This is a genomic window from Microbulbifer taiwanensis (assembly GCF_014904815.1).
Taxonomy (GTDB): Bacteria; Pseudomonadota; Gammaproteobacteria; order Pseudomonadales; family Cellvibrionaceae; genus Microbulbifer; species Microbulbifer taiwanensis.
The window spans coordinates 71,415-88,661 of the sequence record NZ_JACZFR010000012.1; the positions used below are offsets into that span (position 1 = coordinate 71,415).

The following is a 17,247-nucleotide window of genomic DNA, read 5'->3' on the forward strand; positions in this document are numbered from 1 at the left end:
ATCACTCGTTCAACTGATTGTCCAGATTCTTCTCTGCTGTTTCGGTATAGGCCCTGCAGTTGATCCCATTCTTTTGCACCGCCTTTTCCCTGAACTCCCAACCACTACCCCCCGGATGCGGTGTCAGCAGCAGGTCGCAGGGAAGCGCGCGCACCTTTTCAAAAGTGCTGCGGTAGTCTTCGACGATACGCGGGTAGCGGGGATTGTTTTTCAGTTGGTAACCGGGCGCGCTGAGGCTGTCGACATAGGCGATGTTCACCGGCTTGCCATCGCGGCTGTCGCGCCAGGTCCAGGCCATGCTGCCGGGGGTGTGGCCGGGAACAAAGTGCACACGTAGTTTCAAATCGCCGAGAATCACTTCCTCGTCGTCCTGCAGCAGGCGATCAGCTTGTACCGGCGGGAAGAGAATGCCGTCGCCGAAATGGATATCGTCGGCACCACCTCGGGCGAGCAGTACGGCGGATTCGGCGTTGCTCAGCAGCTGTGCACCTGTTGCGCGCTTTATTTTTGCCAAGGAGCCCGCATGGTCACCGTGGGCATGGCTGTGCAGAATCAGCTTCAGGTCAGTCGGCTCGACGCCAAGGGCGCGCATATTTGCCAGCAGGTGATCGGCTGTCTGTGGCATGCCACCATCGATCAGTATGGCGCCGTCGCTGCCTTTCAGCAGTAGCGTGGTCATCGCCTCTGTGCCTATCTGCCAGGTATTCTCGGCGATGCGCAGCGGTGCGACCGGCGTGATCCAGGAATCCGGCACCTCGTAGGCCTTCAGTTGCGGCAGGGGATCATAGGCCTCTGCCTGCACCGTGCAGGCCATGGCCGCAACAATCGCGGCTGCAATTCCGGCTTTTACTTCCATTAATTCACTCCGTTTGCTTCTTCTTGCTGTTTTGAATTTTTTCAGGGGCAGCCGGGTCTGTCGCCGCCCAGCGCAGAGCCGATCCACGCGGATATTCTGGAAAAGACTGCTTCGCGGTGATTCTCACCGTCACTGTCCGTCATAAAGTGGTCGTAGTCGGACAGTTCCCAGTAGGTAAGCTCGCAGCGACTGGCGGCCCGGTAGGCGTCGCGCGCGGCGCGCGCAGACTGCACCGGCGCGAACTGGTCCCGCTCGCCCTGCACCAGCAGCACCGGCGCTTCAGATTTCAACAAATGGTTTACCGGAACGTCGTCCACGACATCGGCCCACCAGCGATAGGAATTGCCGCCCCATCTCTCGGCACTGTGCGGGTTGTTGCGCGCCTCCGTGAATTTCGCATGCGCCATTTTTGCCGCTTCCGGCGGTATCACCCGCGGGAGGGATACGGCCAGGGATTCGCCAGGTCCGGAGGAGAAGACCACCACCGCGTCGGGCTGCAACCGCGGCGCCAGTCGCGCGACGACGGCGCCGCCCTCGGAGCCGCCGAACAGCACCAGCTCGCCATTCCACCAATCGGAATCCTTCAGTTCGCCGATGACCTGTGCCACATCGTCGGCACGCTGGCTCACCGTGTGATGGGCAAAGTATTCTTCGGAACAATCGCTCATCGGGTTTTGCGGCTGGTCGCCGTGGCTTACGCCGTATTTCTCCACCAGCAGCGTCGAGAAGCCCTGTGCGACGGACCTGGCCTGGGCGACGACCGGATTCCGGATTGCCGGCAGGCAGCCGGAACCCTGGGCGATCAGCAACAGGCCCCGCTTTTCTTTCTGGGCCGGATGCTCGATGGACCAGTGGATGGAGGAGCCATCCTGGCGCTTGCTGGTTTTCTTGATCGGCTCCGCGACCAATTTAGCGGCCGTCAAAACGGATAGAGTGGCGATAAAAATCGCCGTCGCGGCTTTTGCGATCGATAAATTCGGCTGCACGGATTGGAGCTCCCTGACGTCCGGTGTTACTGGTGCTCGCGAAACCACTGTACTATCGCCGGCATATCCTGCTCGAAGCCGCCGGGAATATAGATATTCAGCAGGCCCGCGCGCTGGTCGGAGTTGTTGGCGAAGTCGTGGGTGACGCCGGCGGGTACGCGGATAAAGTCGCCGCGGCTCGCCTGCACCCAATTCTGATCCACCAGGAAATCCATGGTTCCCTCGATCACATAGAAAATATCGTCGTTGGCATCGTGGCAGTGGGCACCCGGCCCCGGCTGCCCGGGATCCAGCCACCACTCGGAGATGGAGTAGCTATTGTCTGTCTCTGCACCATCGGCGAGGAACAGGCTGCGCATGCCGCCCATGTCGTAGCGGCGGCCCTCGCCGGCGGGGATATGCAGGACGCTGCTTCTCTCTTTCTGTTCGCTCATCAGACGACTCCATTTGTCGATGGATTAAATCAAGTTTCAGTCAGGTTTGTTGTCGCGTCTCCACTCGGCGGCCCTCAATCGGTAGAGGCAGTGACGCCGCAGCGGGCTGCCTTCCGGCAGCAGCGGGTGCTCGAATGTCTGCGGATCCTCGCGCATGCCCAACCTTTCCATTACCACGCGGGAGGGGCGGTTGTTCACCACTGCGAAGGACACCACTTCGTTCAACCCCAGTACCTGGAAGGCCACATCCAGTGATGCGCGCGCGGCTTCGGTGGCATAACCATGGCCCCAATAGGAAACCCCGAGACGCCAGCCAATTTCCACACAGGGGGAAAACGGCAGCTCCTCCGGCGCATGCTTGATGCCGACAAATCCTATAAAGCGGTTGTCTTCCAGTCTTTCCAGCGCCCAGAAGCCCCAGCCGTGTTCGGCGATATGGGCACTGGCACGGTCTACCGACGCATCACTTTCCTGCCTGGTCTGAATTCCAGGAAAATATTTCATCACCCGCGGGTCTGCATTCAACTCGGCGAAGGGCGCCCGGTCCTCGTTGCACCACTGGCGCAGCAGCAGGCGCTCGGTCAGTGGTTCGATTAATTTCTTCATAATCCCAGTGGTGCGCACGACGCACCCTACGCTGCAGTTAAAGCCTCTGCCGGCGCGATCATATAGTCGCAGCCTTCCAGCCAGCCGGGGGAATCGGGGTAGTCGCTGTAGGCAAAACCGAGTTTCTCGTACAGCTTCCGCGCACGGGTATTGTCTTTCAGTACGAACAGCGAGCACTCGCGCGCGTTCAGTTCTCGGCAGCCCCTTTTCGACAATTCGGTGACCAGTGTCCTGCCCAGGCCAGCGCCCCGGTGCCCGGGTGACACTATCAATCGGCCCAGGTGACAGCGGTCGCGGCGCTCGTAGTACTGGCCGAAAGCGAGCGACTCGCCATCTTCGTCGAGCAGCACACAGCTCGGCAGGTCCGGCCAACGGCAGTCCTCGATAAAGGTCTGCTCGGTGAACGGATAGCGGAAGGTCGGCCCGCCCCACTGGCGGCATTGGCGCAGATCCGGCAGCCAGGTCATCAGGGTGCGCAGGTGCTCTTCTGTGGCGGTGATCAGTCGCATAGGGTTTCTCAAGTCCTTTTGTTTTTTGCCAGCCACTGGTCGAGCTGATCGGCGAAGGCCTTGCGCTCCTGCTGCCCGAGGGGTGGCGGCCCGCCCGTGTGCATGCCGCTGGCGCGCATGGTGTCCATAAAATCACGCATGTTCAGGCGCGCGCGAATATTCGCTTTGGTGTGGCGCTCGCCGCGCGGGCTGAGGGCCGTAGCGCCCTTGTCGATCACCTCAGCGGCCAGGGGAATATCACTGGTAATCACCAGGTCGCCGGCATCGCAGCGCTGCACGATTTCATTGTCGGCCACGTCGAATCCGGAGCTCACCTGCATCGACTTGATAAAGCGCGACGGCGGCACCCGCACCGGCTGGTTGGCCACCAGGGTCATTTCGGTGTGGGTGCGCTCGGCGGCGCGGAAGAGTATCTCCTTGATGACCACCGGGCAGGCATCGGCATCGACCCAGATTTTTGTCACGACTTTCTGACCTCGTCTTGATTGTCCGGCGGCGCGCCTTCATCGCATTTTTTGCAATTGAGCAGGTGCCCGAGCATCGACTCGCGCCCTTGCGCCGTCTCCACCCAGGGGCGGTTCTGCCAGGGCGGGTCGTGGCGCACATGCTGGTTGTGGCCGCAGGCGAGCTTCGCCACCCAGTGGTTTTCCTCGTCGCGGTGATAGCCGGCGATGGGTTGTTGCATGGGGTTGGGCCCGGCTGGGGGGTTTTGGGCTTTATAGCGAATCGGGGTGGGGATGTATATGGAGGGCGGGAATCCAGGATGTGCAACTTTCACATCTCTTCGTCATTCCGGCGCAGGCCGGACTGTGTGGGCATGGATGCCGTAGCGAGCATTCGCGCAGCGAATGGCCCCAAGGGCGTGGCGCAGGAGCGCCACCTAATCCAGGTGCCACCAAACTGGATACCGGCCTGCGCCGGTATGACGTGACAATTGTGCAGGCGCGGCGGAATCAGTTTTCGCTGGCTTCCGGGACTGCGCCCTCGGCTTTGCGCCAGCGGGGCATATTGCCGTTCACCGCCACCAGCAGGAAAACCGCCGCCGCGATCGCTGTCCAGACGCCGAAGATCGCCAGCAGATAGCCGATCAGCAGGGCGCAGACCATCTCCAGCGGCTTCTTCACCAGCGGTGCGGCCACCATAAAGCAGGCGAAGGCGGTCAGGGCCAGGGTCAGCATCAGGGCGATACTCATCAGCGGTTTTACCAGGCTGATCCAGGGCCAGCAGAGGTAGATCAGCGGCAGACCCCACACATAGTAGGAGCCGATACCGCTGCGCAGGTCCACCACCTTGTCGCGGCCGGACTTCCACGCCTGCACCACCACCGCGTGCACACCGGTCCACAGCACGCCCTGGAAGGGGAACAGCGGTGCCACCACCGCGGACACGGCATTGCGGCCGGCCACCGCTACCTGGGTGCGCTCGAAGTTCAGGTCGATGGGATCGTCCGGGCGCTCCGGCTGGGCGCTCCTGATCATCTCGGAACCGGTGACGAAGTCGCCGAACAGGATCACATAGGCCACGAAGGCCAGCGGCAGCACTTCCAGGTACATGGATGCCGGCGGCCAGCCGATGGACAGGGGCGATACCTTGGCCAGGGTCTCGCCGATCGGCGGCAGCAGCCAGCCCCATTGCATGTTGAACTGCACCTCACCCACCGTCACACCCACCAGCGCCGCGACAACAAATCCGGGCAGCAGGCCCAGGCTGGCGACCATATCGATCACCCTGTTCCTGGCCCGCAGCCGCTGAATCGGCGCCGAGAAGGTAAACAGCAGCGCGACCACCAATGCGGTGCTGGCGCTGATCGGGTGGCTGTCGAACAGGGCCGCGTCCTTGACGAAGACCCGGTCCAGCGCCGAGATGGCGGCGCCGAAGATGATCCCCGCCTTCAGCGCCGCCGGCAGCGAAGCCATCACCCGTTTCGACAGCCCGGTGAGGCTGAAGAAAAGCGCTATTGCGGCCAGGCTCAGGGACAGTGCCGTCATCACCTGGAAACGTTCAGGCCCCTCGGGGTAGCCGCTGACGATAAAGGTCAGCACCAGCGGGAAGGCCGGTGTCAGCATCCCCGGCGCAAAGGGTTCACCGAACAGCAGGAAGGAGGCGCAGAGCACCGTGTTCGCCAGCAGTATCAGCGCCAGGGCCTCCTCGAAACTGAGACCGAAGTAGCCGGTCATCACCGGCGCCATGATCATGCTGGTGCCGCTGGCTACCACCAGGCCCTGCAGCATCTGCGAGGGCACCGCCTTCAGGTGCAGGAGGGGAAGGCACAGGGTAAACGGGCCCCAGTGCCAGCCGCGGTTCCGGCTATTCTTCTCTGTCATCGCATCGGCCTCGTATCGACGGCTTCTTGTTATTGGGTTCCCAGCTTAGGCGCACGGGCGCGCGGACCCCATTACTTGCGAGGTAATGCCCTACAGGTCCCTGAACAGCAGCGGGTGTGCCACCGGCGCCGCCGCCAGTTGCGCATCGCTCAACAGCTGTGCGCCGTCATCGCGGTAGATGCGCCCGATCAGCAGGCGCGGCTGCACCAGTTGCGAGGTGGAGGAGAGGGTGTCGTTGTAGACGGTCAGGTCGACCGCGCCACTGTCGGATTTGAGTGCCAGCGGGTATTCACTGGTGTGCACCAGCTTGCGACCCAGCTGCTGCCAATTGTCCGGTATCGAGCCGGAGGCCTGCAGCCGCTCCAGCAGCGCCCAACCCTCGGCGTCGTCGCCCTGCAGCGTTTCCATCGTCAGGTAGAGGGCCAGTCCGCTGGCCAGGGCGGTGCCGTTGTGGAGGCGCGGGCGCAGGCCCTCGGGATTCATCATCAGCTCGTAGATATTCGCATCCCGCTCGATCAGGTGCGGGGAGACCCGCGGCAGGAAGAAGGCCAGCCAGGCGCGATTCACCGCCAGCAGGCGGCCGAAGCTGTCGTGCACGAAGGCCGGCGCCGGCTCGCTCTGCTGCAGGGCCACCCGCATGGCCTTACGCAGCCACACCGCCAGCTCCGGGCAGTCGAAAGCCGAGCGGTCGGCGGCAAATCCGGCCGCAGCCAGCAGATAGGCCCTGTCCCTGGCCGACAGCTGGAAGATATCCGCCAGCGTCTGCGCGACGATGCGCGAGGGCTTGGAGCGGCCCGTCTCGAGGAAGCTGATATGACGGGTGGACACCCCCAGAGGTCCGGACAGCTGCTCCTGGGACAGGCCGGAGGCCTTGCGCCAGAAGTGCATCAGACGGCCGAAGGCACTCTCACCTTTGGATTTCTCGACCAGGGACAGGGGGGATGGCTTCACGGTTGGGGCTTCTCATTATTGTGTTTTGAACCAATATAAAACGATTTCGCGGTGACCGCATAGTGACCACTCACAGACGCCCAAGACTGGTAGAATCCCGCCTCGCCCATACCGAAGATGTAAGCCCAGAATGACCAAGCTGAACCCCCGCCAGGCGGAGGCGGTGAAATATGTCGACGGCCCCTGCCTGGTGCTGGCCGGCGCCGGCTCCGGCAAGACCAGCGTGATCACGCGCAAGATCGCCTACCTGATCGAGGAGTGCGGCTACGCCGCGCGCAATATCGCCGCGCTGACCTTCACCAACAAGGCGGCGCGGGAGATGAAGGAGCGGGTCGGCAAATTGCTCGCGGGCGCGGATGGCAAGCGCTCCAAGGCCAGCCACGGCCTGACCGTGTCCACCTTCCATAACCTGGGCCTGAACATTCTGCGCAAGGAATACCGCGCGGCCGGCTTCAAGCCCGGCTTCTCCATCTTCGACGCCGAGGACGCCCGCGGCCTGATCAAGGAGCTGATGCTGCGCGATGGCGACCTGGATACCGATCTGCTCGACCGGGTGCAGAACCAGATCTCCAACTGGAAGAACGACATGCTGACTCCGCGCAAGGCCCTGGAGCAGGCGCAGAGCCCGGGTGAACAGGCGATCGCGGTGGCCTACGGGCGCTACTGCGATGCCCTCAAGGCCTACAACGCGGTGGACTTCGACGACCTGATCCTGCTGCCGGTGCAGCTGTTCGACACAGATCCGGAACTGCTGCAGCGCTGGCGCAGGAAGATCCGCTACCTGCTGGTGGACGAGTACCAGGACACCAACAACTCCCAGTACCTGCTGGTGAAACTGCTGGTGGGCGGCCGCGGCGGCCTCACCGTCGTGGGCGACGACGACCAGTCGATCTACGCCTGGCGCGGCGCGCGCCCGGAAAACATGAGCCTGCTCAAGCAGGATTTCCCCAACCTGCGCCTGATCAAGCTGGAGCAGAACTACCGCTCCACCAGCCGCATCCTCAAGGTGGCCAACCACCTGATCGCGCACAACCCGCACGAGTTCGACAAGGCGCTGTGGTCCGACCGAGGCCTCGGCGAAGAGATTCGCGTACTCAAGGTGGCCAATGAAAACGAGGAGGCCGAGCGGGTCGCCAACGAGATATTCCTGCAGAAGGCGCGCCGCAGCTGCAAATTCATGGATTTCGCCGTGCTCTACCGCGGCAACCACCAGGCGCGGCTTATTGAAATGAAGCTGCAGGAAAACCAGATTCCCTACCAGATGTCCGGCGGCACCAGCTTCTTCGCCCGCGCGGAGATCAAGGACGTGATGGCATACCTGCGTCTGTTAGTTAACCCGGACGACGACAACGCCTTCCTGCGTATCATCAACACCCCGCGCCGGCAGATAGGCACCAGCACCCTGGAGGCGCTGGGCAACTATGCCAAGGGCCGCGAGATCTCCATGTTCAACGCCTGTTCCGAGATAGGCTTCAGGGAGCATATCAACGAGCAGGGCTACGAACGCCTGAACCGCTTCGCCCTGTGGCTGGAAGGCGTGCAGCGTAACTGCCGCGACAACAGCCCCGATGCCGCCCTGCGCGAGATGCTCGACGATATCGACTACCCCGGCTGGCTCAGCCAGAACGCCAGCAGCGAGAAGGTGGCCGAGAAGCGTATGGAGAACGTCTACTGGCTGCTGGAAAGCCTGAACAAGATCATGGAGGGCACCGACGACGAGCTGGAGCAGGACGTGCGCCTGGAACAGGCCATTTCCAAGCTGATTCTCAGGGACATGCTCGAGCGCCAGGAGGAGGAAGAGGCCACCGACAAGGTCAGCCTGATGACCCTGCACGCGTCCAAGGGCCTGGAATACCCGCACGTGTTCATGATCGGCATGGAGGAAAACCTGCTGCCGCACCGCAACAGCATCGAGGACGACAATATCGAGGAGGAGCGCCGCCTCACCTACGTCGGCATCACCCGCGCCCAGCGCACCCTGACCATGACCCTGGCCGGCAAACGCAAGCAGTTCGGCGAGACCCAGGACACCACCCCCAGCCGCTTCCTCGACGAGCTGCCGGAGGAGGATTGTGAATTCGAGGGCTTCGGCAAGGCGACGCCGGAGCAGAACCAGGCCAAGGGGGAGGAGACGCTGGGGTCGCTGCTCAGTATGTTTGACTGACAGGACCCGGGTAAAACCTCCCCTGTAGGAGCGGCGGGGCGGCCATCCGCTCCTACAAAGGCATAAAACCTTCCGCAGCAACAAAAAAAGGCCGCTCAATGAGCGGCCTTCTCGCAATCGAAGTAAGCAGTCGCTTACTTGCTGCCTTCCACCATGTAATCCACGGCGGCCTTGACCTCGTCGTCGCTGCAGTCCATGCACAGGCCCTTGGCCGGCATGGCGTTGAAGCCGCCGATCGCGTGGGTGTAGAGGGTATCGATACCCTTGCCGATACGCGGGCCCCAGGCGCCGGCGTCGCCCAATTTGGGGGCACCGGCGGCACCAGTGCCGTGGCAGGTGGCGCAGGTGGCCTTGTAAACTTCTTCACCGCTGCGGGCCGCACCGCCCGCCGCCGGCGCTGCCGCTACCGCCGCCGCGCATTCGTCGCCCTGCATGCAGGTCTCGCCCACCGGCGCGATACGCTGGGCTATCTCCTCGTCCACAGACTGCGCCACCGCAGCTGCCGCCCCAACGGCCAGCGCCGCCACAATACCCAAAATCTTCTTCATCCTATCCCCCTAAAGGCCGACTTTCCCCTAATGGCCGACTCGGGCGGCCCATAGACTACCGGCACACTGCCGCATACTTCTACCAGCGGCGCATTATAAGCATTGTGTTGCCCGCTGCGAAGGGCGCCAGAACACAAAGGCCGCAATCCGCTTTGCCCGACCACCGCCCTTCTGTATAATCCGCGTCCTCCCCGCCCCTAGCTCAGCTGGGTGAGGCAAGCGTTTGCAACGCACCGCGTTGCGCGCAGCCGAACGACGCCAATCTGTGATTGGCGGCCGGGCCCGAAGGGGAGCGTTGCCGGAAGCCGCAGGCTTCCCGCCCCGAAGCAGGCACTACACCTGCTGGCAACAAAAAGTTACCCGCCCCTAGCTCAGCTGGATAGAGCGTTGCCCTCCGGAGGCAAAGGTCAGAGGTTCGAATCCTCTGGGGCGGGCCATATACAAAAACGGCCACCCTTGCAGTGGCCGTTTTTGTATATGGCCCGCCCAGGCGCTCCTTTTTTGTATATGGCCCGCCCAGGCGCTCAGATTCGAACCTCCATTCCCACCCCGAACCACAGGAAGCCGGTCCCTCTCGGCGGAACCCACGGCGCCCGGCGGCGTCTCAGAGTGCAGATCCCGATAAGCAGCCCCAGCCTCCACAATGCCCCGCTTACTGAAACGCGCCTTCAGGCTCACACTCTGGTTCTGCGCCGCCTTTGCGACGGTCACCGCCGTGCCGGTTCTGGCACTGCGCTGGATAGATCCACCCAGCTCAGCGGTGATCCAGTCCTGGCAGCAACACAGCGGGCGCGAGGCTCAGCAGCAGTGGCGTCCGCTGGAAAAGATATCCCCCAACCTGCAGATGGCCGTTATCGCCGCTGAGGACCAGAAGTTTCGCCACCACCACGGCTTCGATTTCGCCTCGCTGCAGAAAGCCCTGAGTGAGACGCGCAGGCGCACTCGCGGTGCCAGCACCATCACCCAGCAGACGGCCAAGAACCTCTATCTGTGGAACGACCGCAGCTACCTGCGCAAGGGGCTGGAGGCCTGGTTTACCCTGCTGATAGAGCTGTTCTGGTCCAAGGAGCGGATACTGGAGGTCTACCTGAATATTGCCGAGTTCGGCGAGGGGATCTACGGCGCCGAGGCCGCGGCGAGAAACTTTTTCGGCACATCTGCGCAGCATATCAGTCGCCGGCAGGCCGGGCTGATGGCCGCGGTCCTGCCGAGCCCCAGGCGAATGTCGGCAAAGATACCTTCCCGCTATGTGCGCAGCCGCGCATCGACCATCGATCGACAGGTCCGGCAACTGGGCGGCACCGTCTACCTGAAAGGGCTGTGAAAACGAATTCGGTCACGGGGTCTGAATGTAGGATGGGCAAAGGAGCGCAGCGACGTGCCCATCTTCCGCGACCTTGACGGGCACGCTTCGCTTTGCCCATCCCACGAAAATTGCCATATCAACTCTTAACTCGGTGCCTTTCGGTTCTGACCGGCCATTCACTCCTCTCGTGGACCCGGTGCCCCGCGACCATACAATTTCAGCGTTTTCTGGCGTAACCATTTCCCGGGTGACCAAGTGAAGAATATTTGCAGCGCACTACTTGTCCTATCGATGTTTTTTGCCATGTCCACGCCGTCATATGCGGCCCAACCGGATTGCACCAAACCCGGTAAGTGCAAGGCACTGGACCTGCACAACCAGGTGCGCAAGAACCTGAACGCCGGTCGCCTGCCCAACAGCCCCAAACCCAACCCGCCGGTGGCCATGCTGAAATACGACAGGGCGCTGGCGCGCACCGCCCACAACTGGTCGGCGGCGCAGTGCCGCTCCGGTCCCGGACACAACAACAAACGCAGGGAGCACTTCATTGCCAATGGCGGCAATCCGGCCTACTCCTCCATCGGTGAAAATATTTTCTTTTACTCCGCGCGCCTGCCGGAAGAAGTCGCCCTGACCCAGGCCGTGGCGAGCTGGGCTGCGGAAGCGGGACAGTATCGATATCGCCCCTTCAAGGATCTCACCACCGGCCACTACAGCCAGCTGATCTGGGACAACATGAATGCCTTCGACGCGAACGGCAAGAAGCTGCCGCGCGCGGTGGGTTGCGGTGTCTACTACTGTGTAAAGGGTAAATTCCGGACCATAGTGACCTGTAACTACGCGCCCTCGGGAAATATCTACAAGCACCTGCCCTACCGTACCGACTAGTTTTACCGGCGCTCAGAGGTATTTCCCTTAGTGACCCGGGTGCTCTCTACGACCGAATACTGATTGTCACGAATCAGTCACGTCACCGTATCAATCGCCCCCTAATATCCAGCACCTCGAAACACCGACAACAAGTGCTGGAGTCACCATGAAAAAAGCAGCAAAAAGGACTTTCCCCGTATCCCTCCTGTCCTGCCTGATCGCGGCGGCAGCCTCGCCCTCGGTACAGGCGCAGGCCGGCGATTCGCAAATGCTGGAAGAGATTATCGTCACCGCGCAGAAGCGCGAGCAGTCGATCGTCGATGTGCCGCTGACCATCAGCAGCCTGGACAGGGAGACCCTGAAGGACCTGGGTATCGATCGCTTCGACAGCCTGTCAGACATGGTGCCCGGCCTTGTGGTACAGCAGCAGAGCGTCAACAACAACGGCTATGTGATCCGCGGCATCACCTCCGACGACGGCAGCGCGCCCGGTGCCGCGCGGGTCTCCGTATACCTGAACGGCACCGACGTGTCCCGCTCGCGCGCCTCCTACTTCGAGGTCTACGACATGGAGCGCATCGAAGTGGTCAAAGGGCCCCAGTCGACCCTGTTCGGCACCGCCGCCTCCATCGGCGCCATGAGCTTTATCACCGCCAAACCCCAGCGGGAATTCGCCTCCGCGCTGACCGTCGGCGGCGGCGATTACGCTATGCGCAAGATCGAGGGCATGGTTACCGGCGGCGGTGAAACACTGCAGGGCCGCCTGGCCTTCGTCTCCCGCGAGCGCGACGGCTACATTGAAAACACCAGCGGCGAAGCGGACCTGAACGGCTACGAGCGCTTCGCCTACCGCCCCAGCCTGCGCATTGCGCCCAACGAGAGCCTGACCATCGACCTGGTCTACAACTACGACAAGGCCGAGGACCCGGGCACCGCCTTCGTCAACGAGGCCTTCCTGTTCACCGACGACGCCGCGCTGAGCGTGCCGGATAACGACGTGCTGGGCATGGACGATATCGGCGTCGACCGCACCGTTAAGGATTTCAACGCGACCGTCTCCTGGGAACTCAGCGACAGCCTGGCGCTCACCTATATCGGCGCCCAGCGCGAATACGATTCCCTCGAGGCCTTCGATGCCGACGGGACCGGCTACGAAATGCTGAACTTCTCCGAGGAAGCCACCGGCGACCAGAGCAGCCACGAACTGCGCCTGAATTTCAGCGGCGAGCGTATCAATGGTTTTGTCGGTGCCAGCTATTTTCAAGAAGAGGCCGAGCAGTTCGTCGGTTTCGCCTCCGAGGAAGGGCTCTTCCTCAGCTGTGCCGGTGCACTCGCCCTCGCGGGAATCGAAAGCTGCAACGGCGATGCCACCGCACTGCTGACCGGCGGCCTGGTCTCCGCCCTGCCCTACGAGAGCTACTATGCCAACGGCGCCGACAACAGCAGCCTGAACCTGTTCGCCGACGTCTCCTACCTGATCACCCCGGAGCTGGAGGCCACCGTCGGCGCGCGCCTGATCGAAGAGGAGCGCGAGTCCAGTTATCGCAGCGCACTGCCGCCGTCGGCGATACTGGCCGCCCAGGGTATCAACAGCGATCTCTTCTTCGGCCTGGCACTGAACACCCAGGGCGAGACCATTGCGGGCGACACCGACAACTCCGCGCTGCTGCCGCGCTTCAACCTGCTCTACACCCTGAACGACAGCGCCAACCTCTACGGCACCGTCTCCCGCGGCGAACGCGCGCAGGTGATCGACATGGCCTCCGGTGTGGAGAGCATCATTCCGGCGGAGGAGATCACCAACTACGAGTTCGGCCTCAAGGGTCGCCTGAGCGACACAGCGCTGGATTACTCGCTGGCCGTCTTCTACCAGGACTACGAGAACTTCCAGGTCAACGTGGTCGACCAGGACAGCGGCCAGATCCGCACCGAGAACGCCGGCTCCGCCACCAACACCGGCATAGAGGCAGACCTGCGCTGGAGCGCCACCGAAAACCTGATGCTGCTGGCCAACGCCGCCTATATCGATGCCGGTATCGACGACGATACCAACAACGGCACCTACGCCGGCAACCAGTTCCGCCTGCAACCGGAGTTCACCGGTGCGCTCAGCTATATCTACGAAATGCCAATCAACGCCGCACTGCTGTTTACCAGCAGCGGCAGCTGGAGCTACAGGTCATCGGTGTATTTCGATATCGAGAACCGCTTCGAGGAAGACGCGGTGGATCTGCTCAACCTGCGCGCGGGCATCGCGGCCAGCGACCGCAACTGGACCCTGAACCTGGCGGCGAGCAACCTGCTGGACGAGGAGTACATCATGGACGCAGGCAACAGCGGCGATGCCTTCGGTTTCCCCACTTATATCCAGGGCGCACCGCGCACCCTGAGCCTGGAGTTCAGCAAGCAGTTCGGCGCTTTCTGAGCGACGGCAACTGCGCCCATCAACAAGAATGCCGGCGCTCCAGGCGCTGGCATTTTTGTTCCACCATTCAACCGGCTACGCGGTGTCAGTCGATAGATGGGAATACCAGGCGCGGATCAGCCCCGCCTGGTAGAAGGGTGTCGCGCTGCCGAAACCGCCGCACTCGATAATCTTTTCCACCTGCTCCGCGGGCAGCACGGCCACATCGCGACCGTAGGCATTGCGCATATTGTCCAGCCCCTCGGGCGGCATGTCGGCGGCCCAGCGCATCATGCGCAGCCACACCTCCAGCAGGCTGCGGTAGGCCGCGGAAGCCATATCGGATGAGAGGTCGGAACTCACCAGTATTCCACCGGGCTGCAGGCGACAGGCGATATCGCGGAAAAACGCCGCGCGCTCTTCGCGCTCAAGAATAAACTGGGAGACCAGCAGTGCACTGGCGCCGTGGAATTCCGCCGCGGCCGGCAGCAATTCCACATAACCCCGATGAAAATGGCAGCGATCGGCGAAGCCCGCCTCCACGGCATTGCGGCGGCATACCTCCAGCATCGCCGCCGACGGCTCCACCACGGTAAAGTGCCAGCGCGGAAATTTTCCGGCCAGGTAGCGCAGCTCCGCCCCGGTACCGGCGCCCACACAGAGGAAATGGGCATCCCCGGGCAATTCGGACAACAGTGCCCCCATCAGCAGATGCAGGGCCTCGTTCAATGCGGACAGCCGGGCCCACTGGCTGTCGTAGCGGTCGGCCATCTGGTCGAAGGCCTCGCGTATGGATTCTCGCTGCATGCCGGTCTCCTGATAATTAATTCGCAGTCTCCTGCGCGGCTAGTGCCTATGCTGGTCGCAGGTGCTGGCATTGCGTTTTCTGCGCCGGCTGAAGTCCCGGCTCAGGGACGCCAGGGTGATACTGTGGAAGCGCTCCAGCAGCAGCGCCTCCGCCGCCTCGAAAGCGTCGCTCATGGCCGCATTCACGGCCTGCTCCACCAGGCAGCCGGGGGATTCGGTGCGATTGCCCAGCGCCAGTACGCCGGGTGCGCCCAGGGCGAGGTGGATGTCGTACAGGGTGACGGACTCCAGGTCGCGCGCCAGACGCCAGCCGCCGCCGTGGCCTTTTTCCGACTGCACCAGTCCCTCCTTGCGCAAGCCGCCGAGGATGCGCCGGATCACCACCGGGTTGGTCTGCATCATGCCCGCCAGGGCCTCGGACGTGACCGGGCCATCGGCCTCGGCCATATGCAGGAGCAGGTGGAGTACGCCGGAAAGTCTGCTGTCTCTCTTCATGTAACTTAAAATATTACATGAAAGTGGTGAACGCAATCTTTGTGGAGGAAATCAGGGGAGGCTGGGAGTAACTGTAGGATGAGCAAAGCGCAGCGTGCCCATCGGCGCCGTGGAAGATGGGCACGTCGCTGCGCTCCTTTGCCCATCCTACAAATCGGGCTCCTACAGCGTGGCTTCGTCGTACCGGCGCACGCCGGTATCCAGTTCAGTGGCAGCTGGACTCCGGCCTGCGCCGGAGTGACGAAATGAGATCGAATCAGGCCAGGCTGTGCACCACCCTATGGCTGCCGGCTTCCGCGTATTCGGTGCTGAGGATATTGTCGATGTACTTCCACTCCGCCTGCACCTGATCCCTGCGGAAGGTCAGCGCCATATAGCCGCGCTGGTGCAGGTTGCAGTACTGCAGGTCGTCGACCAGCAGTGACATGCCCCGGGCCAGTTCCGTCGCGGCCTCTTCGTCCAGCTTCAGGTAGCTCTCCATACCCGGCGACGTGACACTGGGTGTGGCGAATTCCAGACCCACCAGTTTCCCTTCGGTATCCTTCAGGTGATTGAACCAGGCGTTGTGGGTATCGCCAGCCACTACCACCAGGTTTTTCTGCAGCTCACCGATACGCCTGTACAGCGCCTCGCGCTCCACCGCATAGCCGTCCCAGGCGTCGAGGTTGTAGGGCAGCCGCTGCTCTAGCCGCGCGCGCTGGGCGTCGCTGAGCGGTTCACCCTTCATGCTGGCCGCCTTGAGGGCCACCAGTTCCGGGGTGGGATTTTTCTTCTTAGCGCCGGAAGCGAAGTTCATCATGATCTCCGCCGGCAGGTGCATCTTGCCCATCAACACCTGCTGGCCCAGCAGCTGCCAGTGGCCGCTGGATTTCTCCAGCGTCTCGTCCAGCCAGCCGAGCTGCGATTTGCCGAGCAGGCTGCGCTCGGGATTCGCCATTGCCGCAGCGAAGGCGCGGCCGTCGAAGCTGCCGTCCTCGCCGATATAGCCGGCGAAATCGATTTGCTGGTCGCGACCGATCACGCGGGTGTCGAGCATATGCAGGTCCAGCAGGTCGCCGAAGCTGAAGCTGCGGTAGATCTGCGGGTGGCGCTCGCCCATCGGCGGGCGTATCGGCAGCCATTTGTAATAGGCCTGTACCGCCGCCGCGCGGCGCGCGAAGAAATCGCCCTCGCCCTCGTTGTGGTTTTCCGCCCCTTCCTTCCAGGTGTCGTTGGTGATCTCGTGGTCGTCCCACACGGCGATAAAGGGCGCGGCCGCGTGCAGCGCCTGCAGGCCGGCGTCGGTGCGGTAGAGGGCGTAGCGCTTGCGGTAGTCGGTCAGGGTCAGTATCTCGCCGCCGTTGTCCGCCGGCAGCGCGCGGCCGATTTCCGCCGAGCGCTCGGTGGCGTAACCGTCGGCCGCATATTCGTAGATGTAATCCCCCAGGTGCAGCACCGCATCCCAGTCGTCGCTCTGGGCGGCCAGCTGGTAGGCATTGAAATAGCCGGCGGGATAGTTGGAGCAGGAGAAAACGGCCAGCTTCACCTGCTCCACGCCACCCGCGGGCAGGGTTTTGGTGCGACCCACCGGGCTCTGCTCGCTGGCGCCGACAAAGCGGTAGAAGTAGCTGGTACCCGGCTCCAGCCCCTGCACGTCGATCTTGATGGTGTAGTCGCGGGCCAGATCCGTCTCGGCGCTGCCGCGGCGCAATACGTCCGCAAACTGCCGGTCCCGGGCCAGCTCCCAGGTGACCTTGACCGGCGCCGCCGGCTTGTCGCCCTCGGCCGGTGTCGCCCGGGTCCAGAGGATAACCGCATCCTGCAGCGGGTCGCCGCTGGCGACGCCGTGCTCGAAGGTGACCTCAGAGGGCAACTCGGGGCGGGTCATCGCCTGCAGCGGAGTGGATACCAGCACGCCGCCGAAGGTGGCCAGGGCGGCCTTGATGAAATTGCGTCGGGTGAATCTGTTCACGGGTGTCACGCCTGTCTTGTTCTGGTTATCGAAAGT

General features: G+C 62.8%; 17 protein-coding genes and 1 tRNA gene. 5 read left to right on the forward strand and 13 right to left on the reverse strand.

What is annotated here, in order from left to right; translation table 11 throughout:
• Nucleotide 1 precedes the first annotated feature (1 nt).
• The 9 genes from bla to IG627_RS04215 form a co-directional block, all read right to left on the reverse strand.
• Entirely contained in the window at nucleotides 2-856 is an 855-nt protein-coding gene (gene bla, locus IG627_RS04175; RefSeq protein ID WP_193190254.1) for a subclass B3 metallo-beta-lactamase, read from the reverse strand.
• Nucleotides 857-897: 41 nt separating this feature from the next.
• Complete coding sequence (locus IG627_RS04180; RefSeq protein ID WP_193190256.1) at nucleotides 898-1,842, reverse strand: alpha/beta hydrolase; 945 nt, start codon at nucleotides 1,840-1,842, stop codon at nucleotides 898-900.
• Nucleotides 1,843-1,868: 26 nt separating this feature from the next.
• Entirely contained in the window at nucleotides 1,869-2,276 is a 408-nt protein-coding gene (locus IG627_RS04185) for a cupin domain-containing protein (protein WP_193190258.1), read from the reverse strand.
• 36 nt (nucleotides 2,277-2,312) lie between these two features.
• Nucleotides 2,313-2,882 carry a GNAT family N-acetyltransferase gene (locus IG627_RS04190; protein ID WP_193190260.1) on the reverse strand — a complete coding sequence of 190 codons (570 nt, stop codon included), beginning with the start codon at nucleotides 2,880-2,882 and terminating at the stop codon, nucleotides 2,313-2,315.
• A gap of 26 nt (nucleotides 2,883-2,908) precedes the next feature.
• A complete protein-coding gene (locus tag IG627_RS04195) occupies nucleotides 2,909-3,391 on the reverse strand; it encodes a GNAT family N-acetyltransferase (protein ID WP_193190262.1) in 483 nt (160 codons plus the stop codon).
• An 8-nt stretch (nucleotides 3,392-3,399) separates the two neighbouring features.
• Nucleotides 3,400-3,855, reverse strand: coding sequence for a YaiI/YqxD family protein (locus IG627_RS04200; protein ID WP_193190264.1), 456 nt, complete (start codon nucleotides 3,853-3,855; stop codon nucleotides 3,400-3,402).
• Nucleotides 3,852-4,076, reverse strand: a complete 225-nt coding sequence (locus IG627_RS04205) for a DUF3565 domain-containing protein (RefSeq protein WP_193190266.1) — start codon at nucleotides 4,074-4,076, stop codon at nucleotides 3,852-3,854. Before IG627_RS04205 ends, IG627_RS04200 begins: the two co-directional genes overlap by 4 nt.
• A gap of 268 nt (nucleotides 4,077-4,344) precedes the next feature.
• A complete protein-coding gene (locus IG627_RS04210; protein ID WP_193190268.1) occupies nucleotides 4,345-5,715 on the reverse strand; it encodes a hypothetical protein in 1,371 nt (456 codons plus the stop codon).
• Between the two features lie 90 nt (nucleotides 5,716-5,805).
• A complete protein-coding gene (locus IG627_RS04215; protein WP_193190270.1) occupies nucleotides 5,806-6,666 on the reverse strand; it encodes a helix-turn-helix domain-containing protein in 861 nt (286 codons plus the stop codon).
• Nucleotides 6,667-6,796: 130 nt separating this feature from the next.
• Here IG627_RS04215 and rep point away from each other — a divergent pair, with 130 nt between their 5' ends.
• Nucleotides 6,797-8,830, forward strand: coding sequence for a DNA helicase Rep (gene rep, locus IG627_RS04220; RefSeq protein WP_193190272.1), 2,034 nt, complete (start codon nucleotides 6,797-6,799; stop codon nucleotides 8,828-8,830).
• Between the two features lie 134 nt (nucleotides 8,831-8,964).
• On the opposite strand, the gene IG627_RS04225 is transcribed toward rep, so the two are convergent.
• Nucleotides 8,965-9,378, reverse strand: coding sequence for a c-type cytochrome (locus IG627_RS04225; RefSeq protein ID WP_193190275.1), 414 nt, complete (start codon nucleotides 9,376-9,378; stop codon nucleotides 8,965-8,967).
• 360 nt (nucleotides 9,379-9,738) lie between these two features.
• On the opposite strand from IG627_RS04225, the gene IG627_RS04230 reads away from it, so the two are divergent.
• The 4 genes from IG627_RS04230 (at nucleotide 9,739) to IG627_RS04245 (ending at nucleotide 13,979) form a co-directional block, all read left to right on the forward strand.
• Nucleotides 9,739-9,815, forward strand: a tRNA-Arg gene (locus IG627_RS04230).
• A gap of 206 nt (nucleotides 9,816-10,021) precedes the next feature.
• Nucleotides 10,022-10,702: a monofunctional biosynthetic peptidoglycan transglycosylase gene (gene mtgA / locus IG627_RS04235; protein ID WP_193190276.1), complete on the forward strand. Its 681-nt coding sequence runs from the start codon at nucleotides 10,022-10,024 to the stop codon at nucleotides 10,700-10,702.
• Nucleotides 10,703-10,987: 285 nt separating this feature from the next.
• Nucleotides 10,988-11,572, forward strand: a complete 585-nt coding sequence (locus tag IG627_RS04240) for a CAP domain-containing protein (protein ID WP_193190278.1) — start codon at nucleotides 10,988-10,990, stop codon at nucleotides 11,570-11,572.
• A gap of 148 nt (nucleotides 11,573-11,720) precedes the next feature.
• Nucleotides 11,721-13,979, forward strand: coding sequence for a TonB-dependent receptor (locus IG627_RS04245; protein WP_193190280.1), 2,259 nt, complete (start codon nucleotides 11,721-11,723; stop codon nucleotides 13,977-13,979).
• Between the two features lie 75 nt (nucleotides 13,980-14,054).
• Here IG627_RS04245 and IG627_RS04250 read toward each other — a convergent pair whose 3' ends face one another.
• The 3 genes from IG627_RS04250 to IG627_RS04260 form a co-directional block, all read right to left on the reverse strand.
• Nucleotides 14,055-14,765 carry a class I SAM-dependent methyltransferase gene (locus IG627_RS04250; RefSeq protein ID WP_193190282.1) on the reverse strand — a complete coding sequence of 237 codons (711 nt, stop codon included), beginning with the start codon at nucleotides 14,763-14,765 and terminating at the stop codon, nucleotides 14,055-14,057.
• 39 nt (nucleotides 14,766-14,804) lie between these two features.
• Nucleotides 14,805-15,260 (reverse strand): Rrf2 family transcriptional regulator, encoded by a 456-nt coding sequence (locus IG627_RS04255; protein ID WP_193190284.1) that lies wholly within the window; start codon nucleotides 15,258-15,260, stop codon nucleotides 14,805-14,807.
• 256 nt (nucleotides 15,261-15,516) lie between these two features.
• On the reverse strand, nucleotides 15,517-17,211 hold the full coding sequence (locus tag IG627_RS04260) for an alkaline phosphatase D family protein (RefSeq protein WP_193190286.1): 1,695 nt from the start codon (nucleotides 17,209-17,211) through the stop codon (nucleotides 15,517-15,519).
• Nucleotides 17,212-17,247 lie beyond the last annotated feature (36 nt).